The 15873-nt window shown below is 36.9% G+C and carries 16 protein-coding genes; 9 read left to right on the top strand and 7 right to left on the bottom strand.

What is annotated here, in order from left to right; all coding sequences use genetic code 11:
* Positions 1 to 2 precede the first annotated feature (2 nt).
* The gene (locus J0871_RS03745; RefSeq protein ID WP_208223535.1) at positions 3 to 773 is read left to right on the top strand and encodes a glycosyltransferase family 2 protein; all 771 of its coding nucleotides are present in this window, start codon (positions 3 to 5) and stop codon (positions 771 to 773) included.
* Positions 774 to 939: 166 nt separating this feature from the next.
* Here J0871_RS03745 and J0871_RS03740 read toward each other — a convergent pair whose 3' ends face one another.
* Entirely contained in the window at positions 940 to 2247 is a 1308-nt protein-coding gene (locus J0871_RS03740; RefSeq protein WP_208223533.1) for a phenylacetate--CoA ligase family protein, read from the bottom strand.
* 85 nt (positions 2248 to 2332) lie between these two features.
* On the opposite strand from J0871_RS03740, the gene purD reads away from it, so the two are divergent.
* Positions 2333 to 3607: a phosphoribosylamine--glycine ligase gene (purD, locus tag J0871_RS03735; protein ID WP_208223531.1), complete on the top strand. Its 1275-nt coding sequence runs from the start codon at positions 2333 to 2335 to the stop codon at positions 3605 to 3607.
* Here the strand turns inward: purD and J0871_RS03730 are convergent.
* Positions 3599 to 3832, bottom strand: a complete 234-nt coding sequence (locus J0871_RS03730; RefSeq protein ID WP_075325345.1) for a uracil phosphoribosyltransferase — start codon at positions 3830 to 3832, stop codon at positions 3599 to 3601. The genes purD and J0871_RS03730 overlap by 9 nt on opposite strands.
* Before the next feature lie 111 nt (positions 3833 to 3943).
* Between J0871_RS03730 and J0871_RS03725 the strand changes: the two genes are divergently transcribed.
* From J0871_RS03725 to J0871_RS03700, 6 genes are all read left to right on the top strand, one after another.
* Complete coding sequence (locus tag J0871_RS03725; RefSeq protein ID WP_208223529.1) at positions 3944 to 4867, top strand: DUF6427 family protein; 924 nt, start codon at positions 3944 to 3946, stop codon at positions 4865 to 4867.
* A complete protein-coding gene (locus J0871_RS03720) occupies positions 4868 to 5503 on the top strand; it encodes a hypothetical protein (RefSeq protein WP_208223527.1) in 636 nt (211 codons plus the stop codon).
* Positions 5500 to 6498 carry a DNA adenine methylase gene (locus tag J0871_RS03715; protein WP_208223525.1) on the top strand — a complete coding sequence of 333 codons (999 nt, stop codon included), beginning with the start codon at positions 5500 to 5502 and terminating at the stop codon, positions 6496 to 6498. The genes J0871_RS03720 and J0871_RS03715 overlap by 4 nt, the downstream gene beginning before the upstream one ends.
* 3 nt (positions 6499 to 6501) lie before the next feature.
* A complete protein-coding gene (locus J0871_RS03710; protein ID WP_208223523.1) occupies positions 6502 to 7107 on the top strand; it encodes a DUF4254 domain-containing protein in 606 nt (201 codons plus the stop codon).
* 19 nt (positions 7108 to 7126) lie between these two features.
* A complete protein-coding gene (locus tag J0871_RS03705; RefSeq protein ID WP_208223522.1) occupies positions 7127 to 8224 on the top strand; it encodes a glycosyltransferase family 9 protein in 1098 nt (365 codons plus the stop codon).
* A gap of 106 nt (positions 8225 to 8330) precedes the next feature.
* Entirely contained in the window at positions 8331 to 8936 is a 606-nt protein-coding gene (locus J0871_RS03700; protein ID WP_093304771.1) for an HAD family hydrolase, read from the top strand.
* Between the two features lie 152 nt (positions 8937 to 9088).
* On the opposite strand, the gene J0871_RS03695 is transcribed toward J0871_RS03700, so the two are convergent.
* From J0871_RS03695 to J0871_RS03675, 5 genes are all read right to left on the bottom strand, one after another.
* On the bottom strand, positions 9089 to 11245 hold the full coding sequence (locus J0871_RS03695) for a prolyl oligopeptidase family serine peptidase (RefSeq protein WP_208223520.1): 2157 nt from the start codon (positions 11243 to 11245) through the stop codon (positions 9089 to 9091).
* Between the two features lie 90 nt (positions 11246 to 11335).
* Positions 11336 to 12325 carry an aspartate-semialdehyde dehydrogenase gene (locus J0871_RS03690; RefSeq protein ID WP_208223518.1) on the bottom strand — a complete coding sequence of 330 codons (990 nt, stop codon included), beginning with the start codon at positions 12323 to 12325 and terminating at the stop codon, positions 11336 to 11338.
* Positions 12326 to 12628: 303 nt separating this feature from the next.
* Positions 12629 to 13063 (bottom strand): large conductance mechanosensitive channel protein MscL, encoded by a 435-nt coding sequence (gene mscL / locus J0871_RS03685; protein ID WP_075325337.1) that lies wholly within the window; start codon positions 13061 to 13063, stop codon positions 12629 to 12631.
* Positions 13064 to 13129: 66 nt separating this feature from the next.
* On the bottom strand, positions 13130 to 14236 hold the full coding sequence (alr, locus tag J0871_RS03680) for an alanine racemase (protein WP_208223511.1): 1107 nt from the start codon (positions 14234 to 14236) through the stop codon (positions 13130 to 13132).
* The gene (locus tag J0871_RS03675; RefSeq protein ID WP_070054255.1) at positions 14229 to 14876 is read right to left on the bottom strand and encodes a thymidine kinase; all 648 of its coding nucleotides are present in this window, start codon (positions 14874 to 14876) and stop codon (positions 14229 to 14231) included. Before J0871_RS03675 ends, alr begins: the two co-directional genes overlap by 8 nt.
* 195 nt (positions 14877 to 15071) lie before the next feature.
* Here J0871_RS03675 and J0871_RS03670 point away from each other — a divergent pair, with 195 nt between their 5' ends.
* Positions 15072 to 15866: a hypothetical protein gene (locus J0871_RS03670; protein ID WP_208223510.1), complete on the top strand. Its 795-nt coding sequence runs from the start codon at positions 15072 to 15074 to the stop codon at positions 15864 to 15866.
* Positions 15867 to 15873 lie beyond the last annotated feature (7 nt).

Below are 15873 nucleotides of genomic sequence, written 5' to 3'. Positions count from 1 at the left end.
ATATGGAGAATCCCCTGGTTTCCGTAATTATGCCCGCTTTTAATGCGGAAAATTTTATTGAAGCTGCGGTAAATTCTGTAATTGTTCAAACCTACTCCAACTGGGAATTGTTTATTATCGATGATGCCTCAACAGATACTACGATTTCTAAAGCTGAAAAATTAGCAAAGCAAGATTTCCGAATTAAAATACTTCAAAATCAAAACAATTTCGGCACAGGAATAAGTCGAAATAAAGGAATTAAAGCCGCTCAGGGCGATTTTATCGCTTTTTTGGATGCAGATGACCAATGGAAACCGGGAAAGCTGGAAATTCAGCTTAAAATGATGCAGCATCAAGATGTTGCGGTTTGTTTCTCCAGTTATTTACAAATAGATGAAAATGGAAATTCCAGAAACGAAATTATAGAAGCACTGCCCGTTTTAACCTATCAAAAATTGCTTAAATCAAATTACCTGGGCAACCTCACCGGGATTTATAACGCTAAAAAACTAGGAAAGATCTACGCTCCCGAAATAAGGAAAAGGCAGGATTGGGCACTTTGGCTGGAAGCTGTTGAAAAAGGTGGGCCGGCGGTAGGAATTCAAAAGTGTTTAGCAAAATACCGGGTTAGAAAAGGCTCTATTTCAGGAAATAAAGTTGAGATGCTTAAATATAATTTCAACATTTATCACAAGTTTTTAGGTTTTAGTTTCCCTAAAAGCCTTAGTTATATGCTGGTTTTTCTAAAGGAACATTTCTTTGTTAAGCCTAAACAGGTAAAAAAGATTTAGAATAATTTACGTCATCCTGAATTTATTTCAGGATTTATGTTTTGGCCAACCACCCTTTTCTTCAGCTTCGTTAAATTCATTCCCTCCTTTATAAGTAGGGGAGCTTTTTATAAATATATTCCTGAATTCGTGGCCGAAAAACCGGGGGAGTTTTTACCAGGAAATGCTACAAATCTGAAGTAAACTGCTTTAATTTCCCGCTTTTACTACGGGTAAGTTTATCCTTTCTTTCAAAAATCACCTTTAGATTTTTACCCACGTAGGTTTCAATGGCCATTAAAATTTTTTGCTTTTGGTTTTCAGAAAAATCAATTTGACTCACATACTCAATTTTAAAAGAATCCTGGGTATTTTGATTAATCACAAACTCCTTGATACTGCCATTATCCTCAATAATGCTTTTGGTTACATAATAAAAAGTAAGTCCCGGCACCACTTTCCCATCGGGAAGGGTAGCGATATCATTTGTTCGCCCAATTAATTTCTCAAGAATTGGCTTTTTCAAGGTGCTTTTTTCTGAAAGTACGCCGGTATCACCAATATCGTATCTAATCATTGGATGAGCTTTATTATACAAGGAAGTAATTACAATTCGGCCTTCAGTGCCATTTAGTACAGGATTGTTATTCTTATCAAGAATTTCAACAAAAAGATCTTCTGAATTTACTCTCCATTCATTTTCCTTATTTTCAAACGCTATGAGGCCAACTTCACTGGCGCCATATTCGTTTACTACAGGAACTCCAAAAACTGCTTCCATCAGTTTTTTATCTTCTTCAAATAACCTTTCAGAAGTGACTATAGAAAGTTTTAAATTGGGGCAAACTTCTTTTAAAATTAGGTTTTTGTTTTTAAGAAATTTTGCGAAAAGCAAGACTGCGCTGGTGTACCCGTTTATATAGCTAAAGTTTGATTTTTGAAAACGCTTCAGAAATTTTTCCATTTTCTTCTCGCTCAGGTCAAAAATGGGGAATCTTCGCCGTAGACTAATTCGGTCTTTAATTCGTTCCTGGATATTTCCGTAGAAATCTAGTGGAATTCCATAAAACCTGGCCTGTAAAGATTTGTTGAGATCAATATCGTGCCATTGGTAACGATCCTGAAATCCCGCCCAACTAAGTGCGTGGGCAAATTTATCTTTGGCGAAAATAAAGGGCGTACCGCTGCTGCCCGAGGTTTTTCCAATATAAGCGGTAGATTTTGAAAAACCTTTGCTCAGGCGGTTTTCAAGTTTTTGCTGTAAATCGGTTTTGGCCATTACCGGCACTTCGTTCCAATTAGAAAAGGAACTTTTTCCGAAGAAATTTTTATAAAAATGATTGTTATTTAAGTGATATTCAACTATTTCCCGGCGTTTTTCACTAAGGTAATCTTCATAATTTGCTGCGGGAATTTTCTGTATTTCCTGTAGTACTTTTTGCGCCCGGTTTATGGGAAATTTATTAAGCTGCAACGAAAGTTTAAACCAGTCCAAGGGCGAAAAAGCTTTTTTATAAGAAATAATTGGTGCTTCAATTTACAAACAATTATTTTTGGTGCATAACTAAAATGACTTCAGGATGAAAATTTTAATTCTCGGCGCCGGCGGACGCGAACATACATTTGCTTACAAACTGGCTCAAAGCCCAAAATGTTCTCAACTTTTTGTGGCACCGGGTAACGCGGGAACCGCTGAAATTGCAGAAAACATTGATCTAAAAGTAACCGATTTTAAAGCGATTAAAGATTTTGTGCTGAAGGAAGAAATTGATATGCTGGTAGTAGGTCCCGAAGATCCTTTGGTAGAAGGCATCACCGATTTCTTTGCTGAAGATGATGCGCTAAACAACGTAAAAGTTATTGGCCCATCTAAACGAGGGGCGCTTTTAGAAGGCAGTAAAGAGCGTGCAAAGGAGTTTATGGCGATGCATAAAATTCCAACCGCGGCCTACGAGAGTTTTACCGAAAAAAGCCTTGAAGCCGGAAAAGAATTTTTGGAAACTTTAAATCCGCCGTACGTTTTAAAAGCCGATGGACTCGCAGCCGGAAAAGGGGTTTTAATTATTAATGATCTGGAAGAGGCTAAACAGGAACTTCAAAATATGCTGGCCGAAAAGAAATTTGGAGCCGCCAGCACCAAAGTGGTCATCGAAGAATTTTTAGACGGAATTGAATTAAGCGTTTTTGTTCTTACTGACGGGAAAAACTATAAAATCTTACCAACCGCCAAAGATTACAAACGAATAGGAGAAGGAGACACCGGTCTAAATACCGGCGGAATGGGCGCTATTTCTCCCGTTCCCTTTGTAGATGATGAATTGATGCAGAAAATTGAAGAACGCATCGTAAAACCAACGGTTAATGGTTTGCAGAAAGAAGATATAGACTATAAAGGTTTTGTTTTTATCGGTTTAATTATGGTGAAAAACGAACCTTATGTTATAGAATATAATGTGCGCATGGGTGACCCGGAAACTGAAGTTGTTCTTCCACGTATCAAATCAGATTTAGTAGAGATTTTTAAAAAAATTTCTGAAGAAAAATTAAACGAAATTTCTTTAGAAATAGATGAACGCGCAGCCACAACAGTAATGTTGGTCTCTGGCGGTTATCCTGAAGCTTACGAAAAATCTAAAGAAATCACAGGGTTTAATAAAGTTGAAGATTCCATAGTTTTCCACGCGGGAACCAAATTTGAAGGCGATAAAGTAGTAACCAGTGGTGGAAGGGTGATTGCGGTGACTTCTTTTGGGAAAGATTACAAAGAAGCACTAAAAAAATCTTATCAAAATGTAGAAAAGCTACATTTCGATAAGATGTATTATAGAAAAGATCTTGGTTTTGATTTATCCTAAAAACGAGTGTGCCGTTGGGTCGCGATCTTCATCATTAACTTCGTTGTAGTGCTTTAATTGCTTCATCCAATAAGCAAAAGCAGCCAAACCAACTAAAATAAAGATGAAGTTTAAGGCGTTTGCAGCCCACCAGGAATCAAGTTCCAGCGATCTTAAAGCATCTAAAGGAACAAATAATATTTCCTCGAATAAATAGGCGATACCTTCAAATATATCTCTTAACATTTTTAATGTATTTTAAGTTCAAATTATTTCAAAGCGATATTAAAATACCTTTGAAGGCGTTCAATAACTAACTTTGGTATATTTAAGATTACAAAAATATAAAAAACCACAATGCTAACAAGCTTTTTTGGCAAATCAAAACCGGTAAATGGGGTTGCGATCACCGTTTTTCTCATTATATTTTTTATTATCGCTAATTTTAGGGAGTGGTTTTTAGATTTTAACCTATTATTTTTCCTGGAAAAACTGGCGGTTTTATTATCACTTATTTTAAGTGTTTTCACCCTTAACTTTATTGCCAAGAAAAACGAACTTACCCAGCGTAGTGCCTATAAAATCTTGTTTTTTGTAATTTTCACAGCTTCATTTTTTGCACTTTTAAGAAATCACCAGGTAATATTTGCCAATTTATTAGTGCTGCTGGCTTTTAGAAGAATTATTAGTTTAAAATCTAAAAAAGTAATGCAGAAAAAGGTTTTTGATGCAACTTTTTGGATTTGTATCGCGTCACTTTTTTATTTCTGGTCTATTCTATTCCTGGTGGTGGTGTATGCCGGGATCTTATATTATCTTCCAAAACCTAAAAACTGGCTAATTCCCCCAATTGCAGCTTTAGCTGTAGCGCTTTTAACGCTTGGTTTTCATATTATCGCTTACGACCAGTTTTATACATTTTCGCAGTGGTTTGAGTGGAGTAATTTTGATTATTCCAATTATCAAAACCTCGAAATTCTCATTCCCGTAAGTATTATTTTGACTTTGGCACTTTGGACACTTGTCCAGTTTTTTGCAGTGGTGAGCAAGGCAAGCGTCTCCATGAAGCCTTCCCTAAACCTGGTTTTGTTAAGTTTACTCACCGCGGTGGCGGTTGCTATTTTTGCACCTACCAAAGATGGTAGTGAACTTATATTCTTTTTTGTACCGCTTAGTATAATCACTTCTATTTATTTTGATCAAAGAGAAGACAAAGTCTTTCGGGAAGTTTTGCTGGTTTTGCTTATCTTAATGCCTTTGTGTATTCCTTTTATTTTTTAAATGAATTTACCGGCAATTGAGACCGAATTAAAAAAGCGCTGCAAATACCAATATCGCTGGTTTCGTAAGCAAAATAATTCTTGGGACAGGCTGTCTTCCTTTGTTTATTCCACTTCAAGTTGGGATAAATTAAATGAGCAAATTGCCTTAATTATCGCTACGGAAAAGTTAGATGAAAAGCAATTTTTCCAGTATTGCAGTAACCGCTGGTACAACTTCTGGAGTGCCATGGCCGTGGAGCACATATTTGCCGAAATGAAAGAAGTTATTCCAAATAAAAATCCCAGAAATCGAAAAATTGATTTTAATTTCTTCGGAAATGATTTCGATTTAAAAACAAGTGTTTTCCCAAAAGCATTTAATCGTTCCCTAGAATTTGCTAAAAATAATCCTGAAACTTTGATTTCCTGGTTATATAAAAACCAAAGCAAACAAAGCCGTTTTCATCTTGAAAATCGATTATTCTTAATAGTTTATGCTGAAGATGGACAGCACTGGAAACTAAAGGCTGAAATTTCTTTCTTGAAGCAGGTGATTGAAAAATATGTTGCTATTTTTGAAAATTCACAACTAAAAGAATTCCAATTTCAGCAAGGAAAAACCACTTTAGCTGATGTGATCTGGGCAGTAAAATGAATTATATAGGTTCTAAACATAAGCTTGGTGATTTTATAAAATCTACGGTAATAGAAGTGGTTGGCGAAGATCTTTCTCAAATGTTTTTTTGCGATCTTTTTGCCGGTACAGGCAGTGTGGGCAGGAATTTTAAAACTTCGGTAAAATCTGTTATTGCTAACGATGTAGAATATTACAGTTATGTTTTACTCAGAAATTATATTGAAAATCATCAAAAATTAGATACTGAAGACCTCCTTGTTAAATTAAATAAGCTGGAAGGAAAACCGGGTTTTATCTTTGAAGAATACAGCGAAAATGGAAAATCTAACCGGCTTTATTTTTCTAAAAATAACGGTAGGAAAATTGACGCGGTTAGGCAGCAAATTGAAAATTGGAAATTAAATAATGAAATAGGGGAAAACCAGTATTTTTTCCTTTTAGCTTCATTATTGGAAAGTGCCGATAAAGTGGCTAATACCGCTTCAGTTTACGGGGCTTTTTTAAAAAAAGTAAAGTTTTCTGCACAAAAAGAATTGGTAATTAGGCCGGCAAACTTTGAAATAACCGAACATTCTCACCGGGTTTTCCAAAAAGATGCCAATCAATTAATTAAGGAAATTGAAGGGGATATTTTATACTTAGATCCGCCCTACAATGCACGCCAGTACGGCGCGAACTACCATATTTTAAATACCATCGCAAAATATGATACCTTTGCACCACAGGGTAAAACCGGTTTGCGAGAATATTATCGTTCAAATTATTGTAGCAGGACAAAGGTTGAAAATTCTTTTAAAGATTTGCTGGAAAATGCAAATTTCAAATATATTTTCTTCAGCTATAATAACGAGGGTTTAATGCCTTCAACAGAAATAAAAAAAATAATGAGCCGTTTTGGAAATTACGACCTGGTAACCAGAAATTACCAGCGTTTTAAAGCCGATAAAACCGAAAACCGAAACCATACGGCCATAAATACAACAGAATATTTACACATTTTAGAAAAAAAATAATTTATGTTTTCAGATAAAGCAAATAAGATTTTTCAGGAAGTAATAGAAAAATATCACGAAAAAGATACGGTAGAACAGCCGTTTACCAATCCGTACGACAGCGAAAATGAGTTGATTGAGCATTTATTATACAGAAAATGCTGGATAGATACAGTGCAGTGGCATTATGAAGATATTATTCGCGATAAGCACATAGATCCTGTAGATGCACTGGCGCTAAAACGCCAAATAGATGCGTCTAATCAGGACCGAACGGACACTGTGGAATATATTGATAGTTATTTTTTGGAAAAATTTAAAGACGTTAAGCCAAATGAAGATGCTACAATAAATTCTGAAAGCCCGGCCTGGGCTATAGACAGGCTTTCAATTTTAGCGTTAAAAATTTATCATATGGACGAGGAGGCTAATAGGGAAGATGCCTCACAGGAGCACCAAATGAAATGCAAGGCTAAGCTTGATGTTTTGCTGGAGCAACGCGTAGACCTTTCTACCGCGATAAACCAACTGTTAGAAGATATTGCTGCCGGGAATAAGTTTATGAAAGTTTACAGGCAAATGAAGATGTATAATGACGATGAGTTAAATCCTGTTTTAAGAAAAAAATAGCGCTTAAAATTGTTTAAAAATGAAGAAGAAGACCTCTTTTAATAAAAGAAATTCTCCCCTTTCAGGAGAGATTCCACAGGCAGAGGGGGCTTCTCATATTTTGGTTATTCGCTTATCGGCAATGGGCGATGTGGCGATGACGGTACCGGTATTACGGGTGCTTAGCGCCACTTATCCTCATTTAAAAGTTACGGTTTTAACCCGCGGGTTTTTTGAACCAATGTTTAAAGGAATTCCGCGGGTTTCAGTTTATGAAGCCGATGTTAACGGAGTGCATAGTGGGGTATTTGGTCTCTGCCGACTAGCCAAAGATTTAAGGGATCTGGGAATTGATAAAGTAGCCGATCTTCACGATGTTTTGCGGAGCAATATCTTGAAATCGGTGTTCTATATGTTTGGGATTCCGGTAAAACAAATTGATAAAGGCCGAAGTGAAAAGAAGGCCTTAACCACTGAAAACAATAAGGTTTTTAAGCAATTAAAACCCACCGTGCAGCGCTATGCCGATGTTTTTGACGCTTTAGGTTATCCGTTAGACTTCAAAACACACCAATTTCCTGAAAAAGGAAAAATTTCAGAAAAGATAAGAACACTGGTTGGCACAGAACCTAAAAAATGGCTTGGCATTGCACCTTTTGCCCAGCACAATTCCAAGGCCTATCCGGCAGATTTAATGGAAGAAGTTTTAGGGAAATTAAGTGAAAATTCAAAGATTAAAATTTTGCTTTTTGGCGGTGGAAATAAAGAAAAACAACAACTGGAAACCTGGGCCGCCAGATTTAAAAATACCCTTAGTATTGCCGGAAAACTCACTTTAGCAGAAGAACTCGCACTTATCTCAAACCTGGATGCCATGCTTTCTATGGACAGTGGGAATGGACATATGGCCGCGATGTATGGAATTCCCGTAATAAGTATTTGGGGTGTTACGCACCCTTATGCCGGTTTTAGACCTTTTAATCAGCCGGCGGAAAATAGCTTACTTCCCAACCTTACACAATACCCTAAAATCCCGACTTCCGTTTACGGGAATAAGTTTCCAGAAGGCTATGAGAACGCTATTAGAACTATTTCCCCACAAACTGTATTAAAAAAGATTCAGGAAGTACTTTTTTAAAGATTGCCTTTTACATATCTGGTTAATTTCTTGTTTAGAAAATGATAAAATTCGGGGTAGAAAGATGATTCTTAGTATCTTTCTTTAGAAGTCTAACATTACGAAAATGCAGGAAATTATAGTTTACGACCTTAATCAAACTTTGTATAAAAAATCGTCTAAAGATGAATTTTTTAAATTCATTTGCTATAAAAAAGGCTATAAGTTATTGCATCTCTTTCAAATTGGCTGGCTGCATGTGTTGGGAAAGCTTCATATAACCAGTAAAACTTATTTTAAAGAAAATTTCTATGATTATTTGAATAAGCTTTCACCTGAAAAGGTAAAAAAGTACGCTAAGCAATTTTGGAATATTGAATTTCCCGAACATTTTAGAGAGGATATGCTCACCGATATTAAAGAAAAAGATAAAGCTGGTATAAAAGTGTATATAGTTACCGGCGGATTCGAGGTCTACACAAAATATTTGGAAGAACTTTTGCCTTTAAAAGTGATTGGTACTCTCACAAAATATGAAAATGAAGATTATAAGATAATAGGAAAAACCTGTAATGATGCCGAAAAGGTAAAACGCCTCGAAGCTGAAATGAATGGAGAGTACAGGCTACTAGAGGCCTACTCAGACGATGATGAGGAAATTCTGTATAAAGCTGAAAAAGGCTATTTACTTGAAGAGGGAGAATTGAAATTGGTGCAGAATAGAAAAAAATAAAAAAGAGACTGCCTGAAAAGTTCTTAATATCGTCATCCTGAATTTATTTCAGGATCTAAAATATTGATAATCAAAACATCTTAGAAGCTGAAACAGATTCAGCTTTACGAAACTAGACATTTCAGACAGCCTCTTTGAGATAATAAAAAAAATTATCCTTTTACTTCTTCTTCCGTTTTATTAGGTAACGTGTCAAAGCCCATATTATAAAGGGTGAAACCAAAAATATCGGCATATTCTTCAATAATCATTTTTGTAGGTTTCCCTGCACCGTGACCGGCTTTGGTTTCAATCCTGATTAAAGCTGGTTCTTTCCCTGCATGTTTATCCTGTAATTCAGCGGCAAATTTAAAAGAATGCGCAGGCACCACACGATCGTCGTGATCTCCCGTGGTTACCAAAGTTGCTGGATATTCAGTTCCTTCTTCAAGGTTGTGCACCGGCGAATACTCAAGAAGGTATTTAAACATTTCTTCACTATCTTCTGCAGTTCCATAATCGTAAGCCCAACCTGCACCTGCGGTGAAAGTATGATAACGTAGCATATCCATTACGCCAACAGCCGGTAGAGCCACTTTCATAAGATCTGGACGCTGGGTCATTGTTGCTCCAACTAAAAGTCCGCCGTTAGAACCACCACGAATGGCCAGGTAATCGCTGGAAGTATAATTCTCTTCAATTAAGTATTCCGCGGCAGCGATAAAATCGTCAAAAACGTTTTGTTTTTTAAGTTTTATACCGGCATCATGCCATTCTTTACCATATTCACCACCACCTCTAAGGTTTGGCACGGCGTAAACACCGCCTTGTTCCATCCAAATCGCATTTGCAGTGCTAAAAGAAGGCGTTAAACTAACATTGAATCCTCCATAACCATAAAGCATCGTTGGGTTCTTTCCGTCAAGCTCAAGGCCTTTTTTGTGGGTAATAATCATAGGAACCTTTGTCCCGTCTTTCGAGGTGTAAAAAACCTGCTTGCTTTCGTAATCGTCTGGATTGAATTTTATGTTCGGTTTGTTATAAACTTCAGAAGTTCCTTCTTCAATATTGTATTTGTAGATGGTACCCGGAGTTACATAATTTGTGAAAGAATAATATAATTCTTCTTTTTCTTTTTTAGCACCAAATCCGCCTGCAGAACCAATTCCCGGAAGTTCAACTTCACGAACTAACTCTCCTTCATAATCGTATTGTTTTACTTCAGAAACCGCGTCTACCATATATTCGGCAAAGAAATAGCCACCGCCTGTAGAAGGGCTTAATACGTTTTCGGTTTCAGGAATAAAATCCTCCCAGTTTTCAGGAGAAGGATTTGCAGCATCTACGATCACCACCTTACGATTTGGCGCGTCCATATTGGTAACAATGAACAATTTGCTGTCTTCGTTGGTAATTACGTAGCTATCGGTGTTTTCGTGGTCTAAAATAGTAACCAGTTCAGGATTTTCTTTAGAAAGATCCATCATAAAAAGTTTTCCTCCAGAGGTTGAATTCCTTGCAGAAATAAATAAAAACCGGTCATCTTCTGAAACGCCACCACCAACATAACGATGTTTTTGCTCTTCAGAATCTCCAAAGATTACTTTGTCTTCGCTCTGTGGAGTTCCCAGTTTATGGTAAAATAACCTATGCTGATCTGTTTTTGCTGAAAGCTCGCTACCTTCAGGTTTTTCGTAGCTTGAATAGTAAAAGCCTTCGTTTCCTTTCCACGAAATTCCACTGAATTTTACATTTTGAATGGTATCTTCTATACGTTCTTTATTTTCGGCATCTATAATGATTATTTTTCTCCAGTCGCTACCACCTTCAGAAATAGCGTAAGCGGCTTTGCTGCCATCTTTAGAGAAACTTAAGCCTGCAAGGGAAGTAGTCCCGTCTTCACTGAATTTATTAGGATCCAGGAAAACTTCTGTTTTACCATCTTCACCTTTTTTTCTATAAACCACGTATTGATTTTGTAAACCATCGTTTTTATAGAAATAGGTGTAATCACCTTCTTCAAAAGGAGCACTTATTTTTTCATAATTCCATATTTCAGAAAGTCTTTCTTCAAGCTCTTTTTTATACGGAATGCTGTTTAGATAATCGAAAGTCACCTCATTTTGGGCTTTTACCCATTCTTCGGTTTCTTCGCTACGATCGTCTTCCAGCCATCTATATGGATCTTTTACTTCGGTGCCAAAATAATCGGTTACCGTATCTACTTTTTTGGTTTCAGGATAATTCAAACTGATTTCTTTTTCTGATTTAGAATCGTTGCAGGAAGCCAGGACGGCGAGTGCAAAAATTCCGGGTAATGTTTTTTTCATAAATTATGTTTTGATACAAACAGTTAGTACTAAAAAATGCCTGTAAGTTACAATTTTACAGGCATTAGTTAATTTTTTGTTTGCTACCGTTTACACTAACTTATTTTTAATCAGGTATTCGGCAATTTGTATGGTATTGGTAGCTGCGCCTTTTCTAAGATTATCGGCCACCACCCACATATTTAAACTTTTAGGTTGTGAATAATCCCTACGGATTCTTCCAACAAAAACATCATCTTTTCCTTCAGCATAAATAGGCATAGGGTAAGTGTTGGTATCAGGATTGTCCTGTACGGTTACCCCTGGAAATTGACTTAAAATTTTTCTTACTTCAGCTTCATCAAATTCATTTTCAAATTCAATATTCACAGATTCTGAATGTCCGCCAACAACGGGAATTCTAATCGCGGTAGCACTCACCAAGACCGATTCATCTCCTAGGATCTTTTTGGTTTCTTTGGTAAGTTTCATCTCTTCTTTGGTATACCCGTTTTCCTGGAACACATCGCAATGCGGAAGTGCATTCTTATGAATAGGATAAGGATAGGCCATTTCGCCTTTTTCACCTTTGTACTCATTTTCCAATTGCTCTACCGCTTTTACGCCGGTACCGGTGATAGACTGGTAAGTAGAAACGATAACGCGTTTAATTTTGAAAGCATCGTGCAGCGGCTTTAAAGCCATCAACAACTGGATGGTAGAACAGTTTGGATTGGCAATAATCTTGTCTTCTTTAGTTAACTCAGAAGCATTAATTTCTGGAATTACCAGTTTTTTGGTTTCATCCATTCTCCAGGCCGAAGAATTATCTACTACCGTTGTTCCGTTTGCGGCGAATTTTGGAGCCCATGCTAAAGAAGTTTCTCCGCCGGCTGAAAATAGCGCAATATCCGGTTTAAGATCTACTGCCGTTTGCAAACCAATTACTTCATAGTCTTTTCCTTTAAAATTGATCTTTTTCCCAACTGACCTTTCTGAAGCAACCAGGTATAATTCGGTAATCGGAAAATTCCTTTCGGCTAAAACTTTTAACATGATCTCGCCTACCATCCCGGTAGCGCCTACAACTGCTATTCTCATAATTTTAAACTTTTGTCTTTTTCCGCGTAGGCGGAAAACTATTTATTTTAGTCATTTCCGCTTTGGCAGAAACCTTATTTGGGTAATTTCTTTTGGTTAAAAAATGTTCTTAAAACAAGCCGCAAATTTATTGACCAGAACTTAACTAACCCACTTTCAGAACCTAAAATTGAAAAGAATTATTGTTTTTAAACTAATTAATGATTTTCGTTAAAAAAAGACCCCACAGTTTCCTGTGGGGTTTAATTAAATTACGATTTATTTAAAATGAGCAGTATAGCGGTGCTCGTATCTTTAAGAATTTTAAGTCGTACTATTCTGTTTTTTTAGCTCATCCCTAATTTGGGTAAGCAAATCTTCCTGGGTTGGGCCTTTTGGCTCCACCAATTTTGGGGCTTCTTTTTCTTTCTTCGTCTTTTCGTAAGCCCGTAATACCAAAAATATAAAAAATGCTACGATTATAAAATGAATAATGGTATCTATTAAATTTCCGTAGGTAATTACAGCGGCTTCAGCTTCTTTTGCTGCTTCTAATGTTTCGTAGGAAACGCCATCTAACGAGATAAATTTCTGTGAAAAATCTGTTCCTCCGGTAATTAAACCAATAATAGGCATAATAACATCTGCCACTACAGAAGCAATGATTTTGTTAAAAGCGGCACCTATTACCACCGCGGTAGCAAGGGCTATAATATCACCCTTGAGCATAAACTTTTTAAAATCTTGAATAAAACTCATGATAAATTCTGATTGGATTAGTAGCTAACCAAATTACACAATAATTCGCTAGAAAAATTCATTTAACTATTGAATAATTATCCGTTTTACTCTTTGGGAAATTCCGGTGATAAGCTCATAAGAAACGGTTCCTCCTTTGGCTGAAAATTCGGGCACATTTTGGGGGCCGCCAAAAATTATTACTTCATCACCTTCCTTACAGTCAATGTGGGTAACGTTTATCATAATAATATCCATACAAACATTACCAACAATAGGAGCGTATTCACCATTAATAAAAACCCCGGCTTTTCCGTGGCCGTAAATACGTTTTATACCATCGGCATGGCCAACCGGAAGTGTAGCTATTCTTGTAGTTTTTTCGGCTTTAAAAGCACGGCCATAACCCACCGTGTCTCCTTCTTCTAAATTCTGAATTTGAGAAATAACCGATTTAAAAGTGCCAACAGGTTTTAATTTTTTGTTGAGGTTATCGTCATTGGCGAAACCATAAAGTCCCAGGCCGCTTCTTACCATAGAAAAAGTGGCAGAAGGATAGTTAAAAATCGCTGAGGTATTACAAAGATGCAAAAGCGGTTCGTAGCCAATATCATCCAAAAGTTTACCCGCCAGATCTTTGAATTTATAGATTTGAGAAAGGGTAAACTCCCGTTCTTTCCAATCTTCGCTGGCTGCTAAATGGGAAAAGGCAGAAGCTATTTTTACCGATTTCGTTTTCTTTAATTTCTCCGGAATATGATGATAATCGGCCTCAGTAAAGCCAAGACGGTTCATTCCCGTATTGAATTTTAGATGTACCGGATAATCTTTCTGATTTTGCTTTTCAGCGAGCTCTATAAAAAGTTGAAGCGTTCTTGCACTGTATAAATTAGGCTCCAGGCAATGTTCAATTATTTCAGGATAATTTACGGGTTGTGGGTGCAGTATTAAAATAGGCTTACTAATTCCCGCTTCCCGCAATCTAATGCCTTCTTCGGTATAAGCAACCGCAAAATAATCGGTGCCCAGGTCTTCTAATTTACGAGCCATTGCTACAGAATCATTTCCGTAGGCATAAGCTTTAATAACCGACATAAATTTAACGCCCGGTTTTAACTGCGATTTTATGGTTTTAAAATTATGAGCTAAGGCGTTAAGGTCTATTTCCAGAACGGTTTCTTCGGCTTTAGGCATTCTTTTTCTTTAGGTTAGGTTGCAATTCTTCGGCATCTTTCACATCTAATTTTTTAACCCTTTCCCTAAGCATAGCTTTGTAATATGCACCACGGCTTAAAGGTTCGTATTCTTCGTTTTCCCCTAGAAAAACCAAGTCGTCATTAATCGCTTTTCTATAGCTAAATTGTGCCAGATTCCCAGTGCGGGTGCAAACTGCGTGAACTTTGGTCACATACTCTGCAGTAGCCATAAGATAGGGCATAGGACCAAAAGGATTTCCTTTAAAATCCATATCCAATCCGGCCACAATTACCCGAATTCCTCTATTTGCGAGATCGTTGCAAACGGTAACGATTTCATCATCAAAAAACTGGGCTTCGTCTATTCCTACCACATCACAACCATCGGCAAGAATCCTGATATTGGACGCCGAAGGGACGGGAGTAGACCTAATTTCATTAGAATCATGAGAAACCACCATTTCCTCGTCATAACGCGTGTCTATGGCGGGTTTAAAGATTTCTACGGTTTGTTTGGCGAACTGCGCTCTTTTTAAACGGCGAATTAGTTCTTCGGTCTTGCCAGAGAACATACTGCCGCAAATAACTTCAATCCAGCCAAATTGCTCTTCGTGATTTACTGTATTTTCGAGAAACATTTTGTAATTTTCAAATCGAAATGGGAACTTGCCCTTTTTGATAAAGGTGGAACAAATTTATTAAAAATACAAGCCATTAGCGGTTGGTAACCACTAAAGTTATTAAACCAGATTAAGGCACTTTTTTTGTAAGTGTTATATTGAAACTTGAGAGAGAATTTAAATAAAAAGTGGGTTCATAAATATTGCTGAAAAATGAAAAACAGACTTAAAAAAGACTTAGTAAAACTTGCCGAAGAAATAATTTCTGAAAAAGAAAATCTAGATACCAAAGCGCTTAAATTAAAAGCGGCAACCTTATATGAGCAACTTTCTATATTGAATTTCACCGAAAAAAATCTTGAGGCATTTGAAGCTCCTGAAGCCACACCAACACCTAAGATTGAGAAGAAGGTTCAGGCTAAAGCACCGGTACAGCACGAACGTGACGATTACGCCCCAGATGGAACGGAATACCGGGAAGATGCCGATGCAATTACAGAACCCAATACCGAAAAAATTAAAGATATTGTAGCGCAAATGCCTGCAGAATCTGAGCGGGTAGATGAGCTTATAGAACAGGCAAATCCTAAACCACAGGCACCACCTGCGCAACAGCAATCTCTTCAAATGGAAGAAGAGCCACCAAAGCCAAAAACCGAAGCTCCCAAAAACGACTTTAGAAATATTGGGGTAGATTATGATAATCTTCCCGATTTTGAACCCTTGAATAATCGGCAAAAAGATCAAAGACCAAAGTCTGTAAATGACAGGTTGAAAAAAGGAATTAATATTGGTCTTAACGAACGACTTTCATTTATAAAAAATCTATTTGACGGAAATTCTTCAGATTATAATCGGGTACTTTCCCAGTTAAATACTTTTAGTTCTTTAGATGAAGCCCAAAAATTTATCCAGTTGGTAGTAAAGCCAGATTACAACCACTGGGAAGGAAAAGAAGATTATGAAGAGCGATTTATGGCCAAAATAGAGAACAAATTTAGTAATTAAATTCGCT

It is taken from the genome of Salegentibacter sp. BDJ18 (genome assembly GCF_017579965.1).
Classification (GTDB): domain Bacteria; phylum Bacteroidota; class Bacteroidia; order Flavobacteriales; family Flavobacteriaceae; genus Salegentibacter.
The sequence above is the reverse complement of the archived record's forward strand: the minus strand, read 5'-3'. Positions and strand labels throughout refer to the sequence as shown.

Excerpts from the sequence above, each read along its gene's own strand:
- J0871_RS03720 (WP_208223527.1), top strand. The coding sequence starts at position 4,868 with ATGAATTTACCGGCAATTGAGACCGAATTAAAAAAGCGCTGCAAATAC.
- J0871_RS03690 (WP_208223518.1), bottom strand. The coding sequence starts at position 12,325 with ATGAGAATAGCAGTTGTAGGCGCTACCGGGATGGTAGGCGAGATCATG.
- J0871_RS03700 (WP_093304771.1), top strand. The coding sequence starts at position 8,331 with ATGCAGGAAATTATAGTTTACGACCTTAATCAAACTTTGTATAAAAAA.
- J0871_RS03745 (WP_208223535.1), top strand. The coding sequence starts at position 3 with ATGGAGAATCCCCTGGTTTCCGTAATTATGCCCGCTTTTAATGCGGAA.
- J0871_RS03710 (WP_208223523.1), top strand. The coding sequence starts at position 6,502 with ATGTTTTCAGATAAAGCAAATAAGATTTTTCAGGAAGTAATAGAAAAA.
- J0871_RS03715 (WP_208223525.1), top strand. The coding sequence starts at position 5,500 with ATGAATTATATAGGTTCTAAACATAAGCTTGGTGATTTTATAAAATCT.
- J0871_RS03695 (WP_208223520.1), bottom strand. The coding sequence starts at position 11,245 with ATGAAAAAAACATTACCCGGAATTTTTGCACTCGCCGTCCTGGCTTCC.
- J0871_RS03730 (WP_075325345.1), bottom strand. The coding sequence starts at position 3,832 with ATGTTAAGAGATATATTTGAAGGTATCGCCTATTTATTCGAGGAAATA.
- J0871_RS03670 (WP_208223510.1), top strand. The coding sequence starts at position 15,072 with ATGAAAAACAGACTTAAAAAAGACTTAGTAAAACTTGCCGAAGAAATA.
- mscL (WP_075325337.1), bottom strand. The coding sequence starts at position 13,063 with ATGAGTTTTATTCAAGATTTTAAAAAGTTTATGCTCAAGGGTGATATT.
- alr (WP_208223511.1), bottom strand. The coding sequence starts at position 14,236 with ATGCCTAAAGCCGAAGAAACCGTTCTGGAAATAGACCTTAACGCCTTA.
- J0871_RS03705 (WP_208223522.1), top strand. The coding sequence starts at position 7,127 with ATGAAGAAGAAGACCTCTTTTAATAAAAGAAATTCTCCCCTTTCAGGA.
- purD (WP_208223531.1), top strand. The coding sequence starts at position 2,333 with ATGAAAATTTTAATTCTCGGCGCCGGCGGACGCGAACATACATTTGCT.
- J0871_RS03725 (WP_208223529.1), top strand. The coding sequence starts at position 3,944 with ATGCTAACAAGCTTTTTTGGCAAATCAAAACCGGTAAATGGGGTTGCG.
- J0871_RS03675 (WP_070054255.1), bottom strand. The coding sequence starts at position 14,876 with ATGTTTCTCGAAAATACAGTAAATCACGAAGAGCAATTTGGCTGGATT.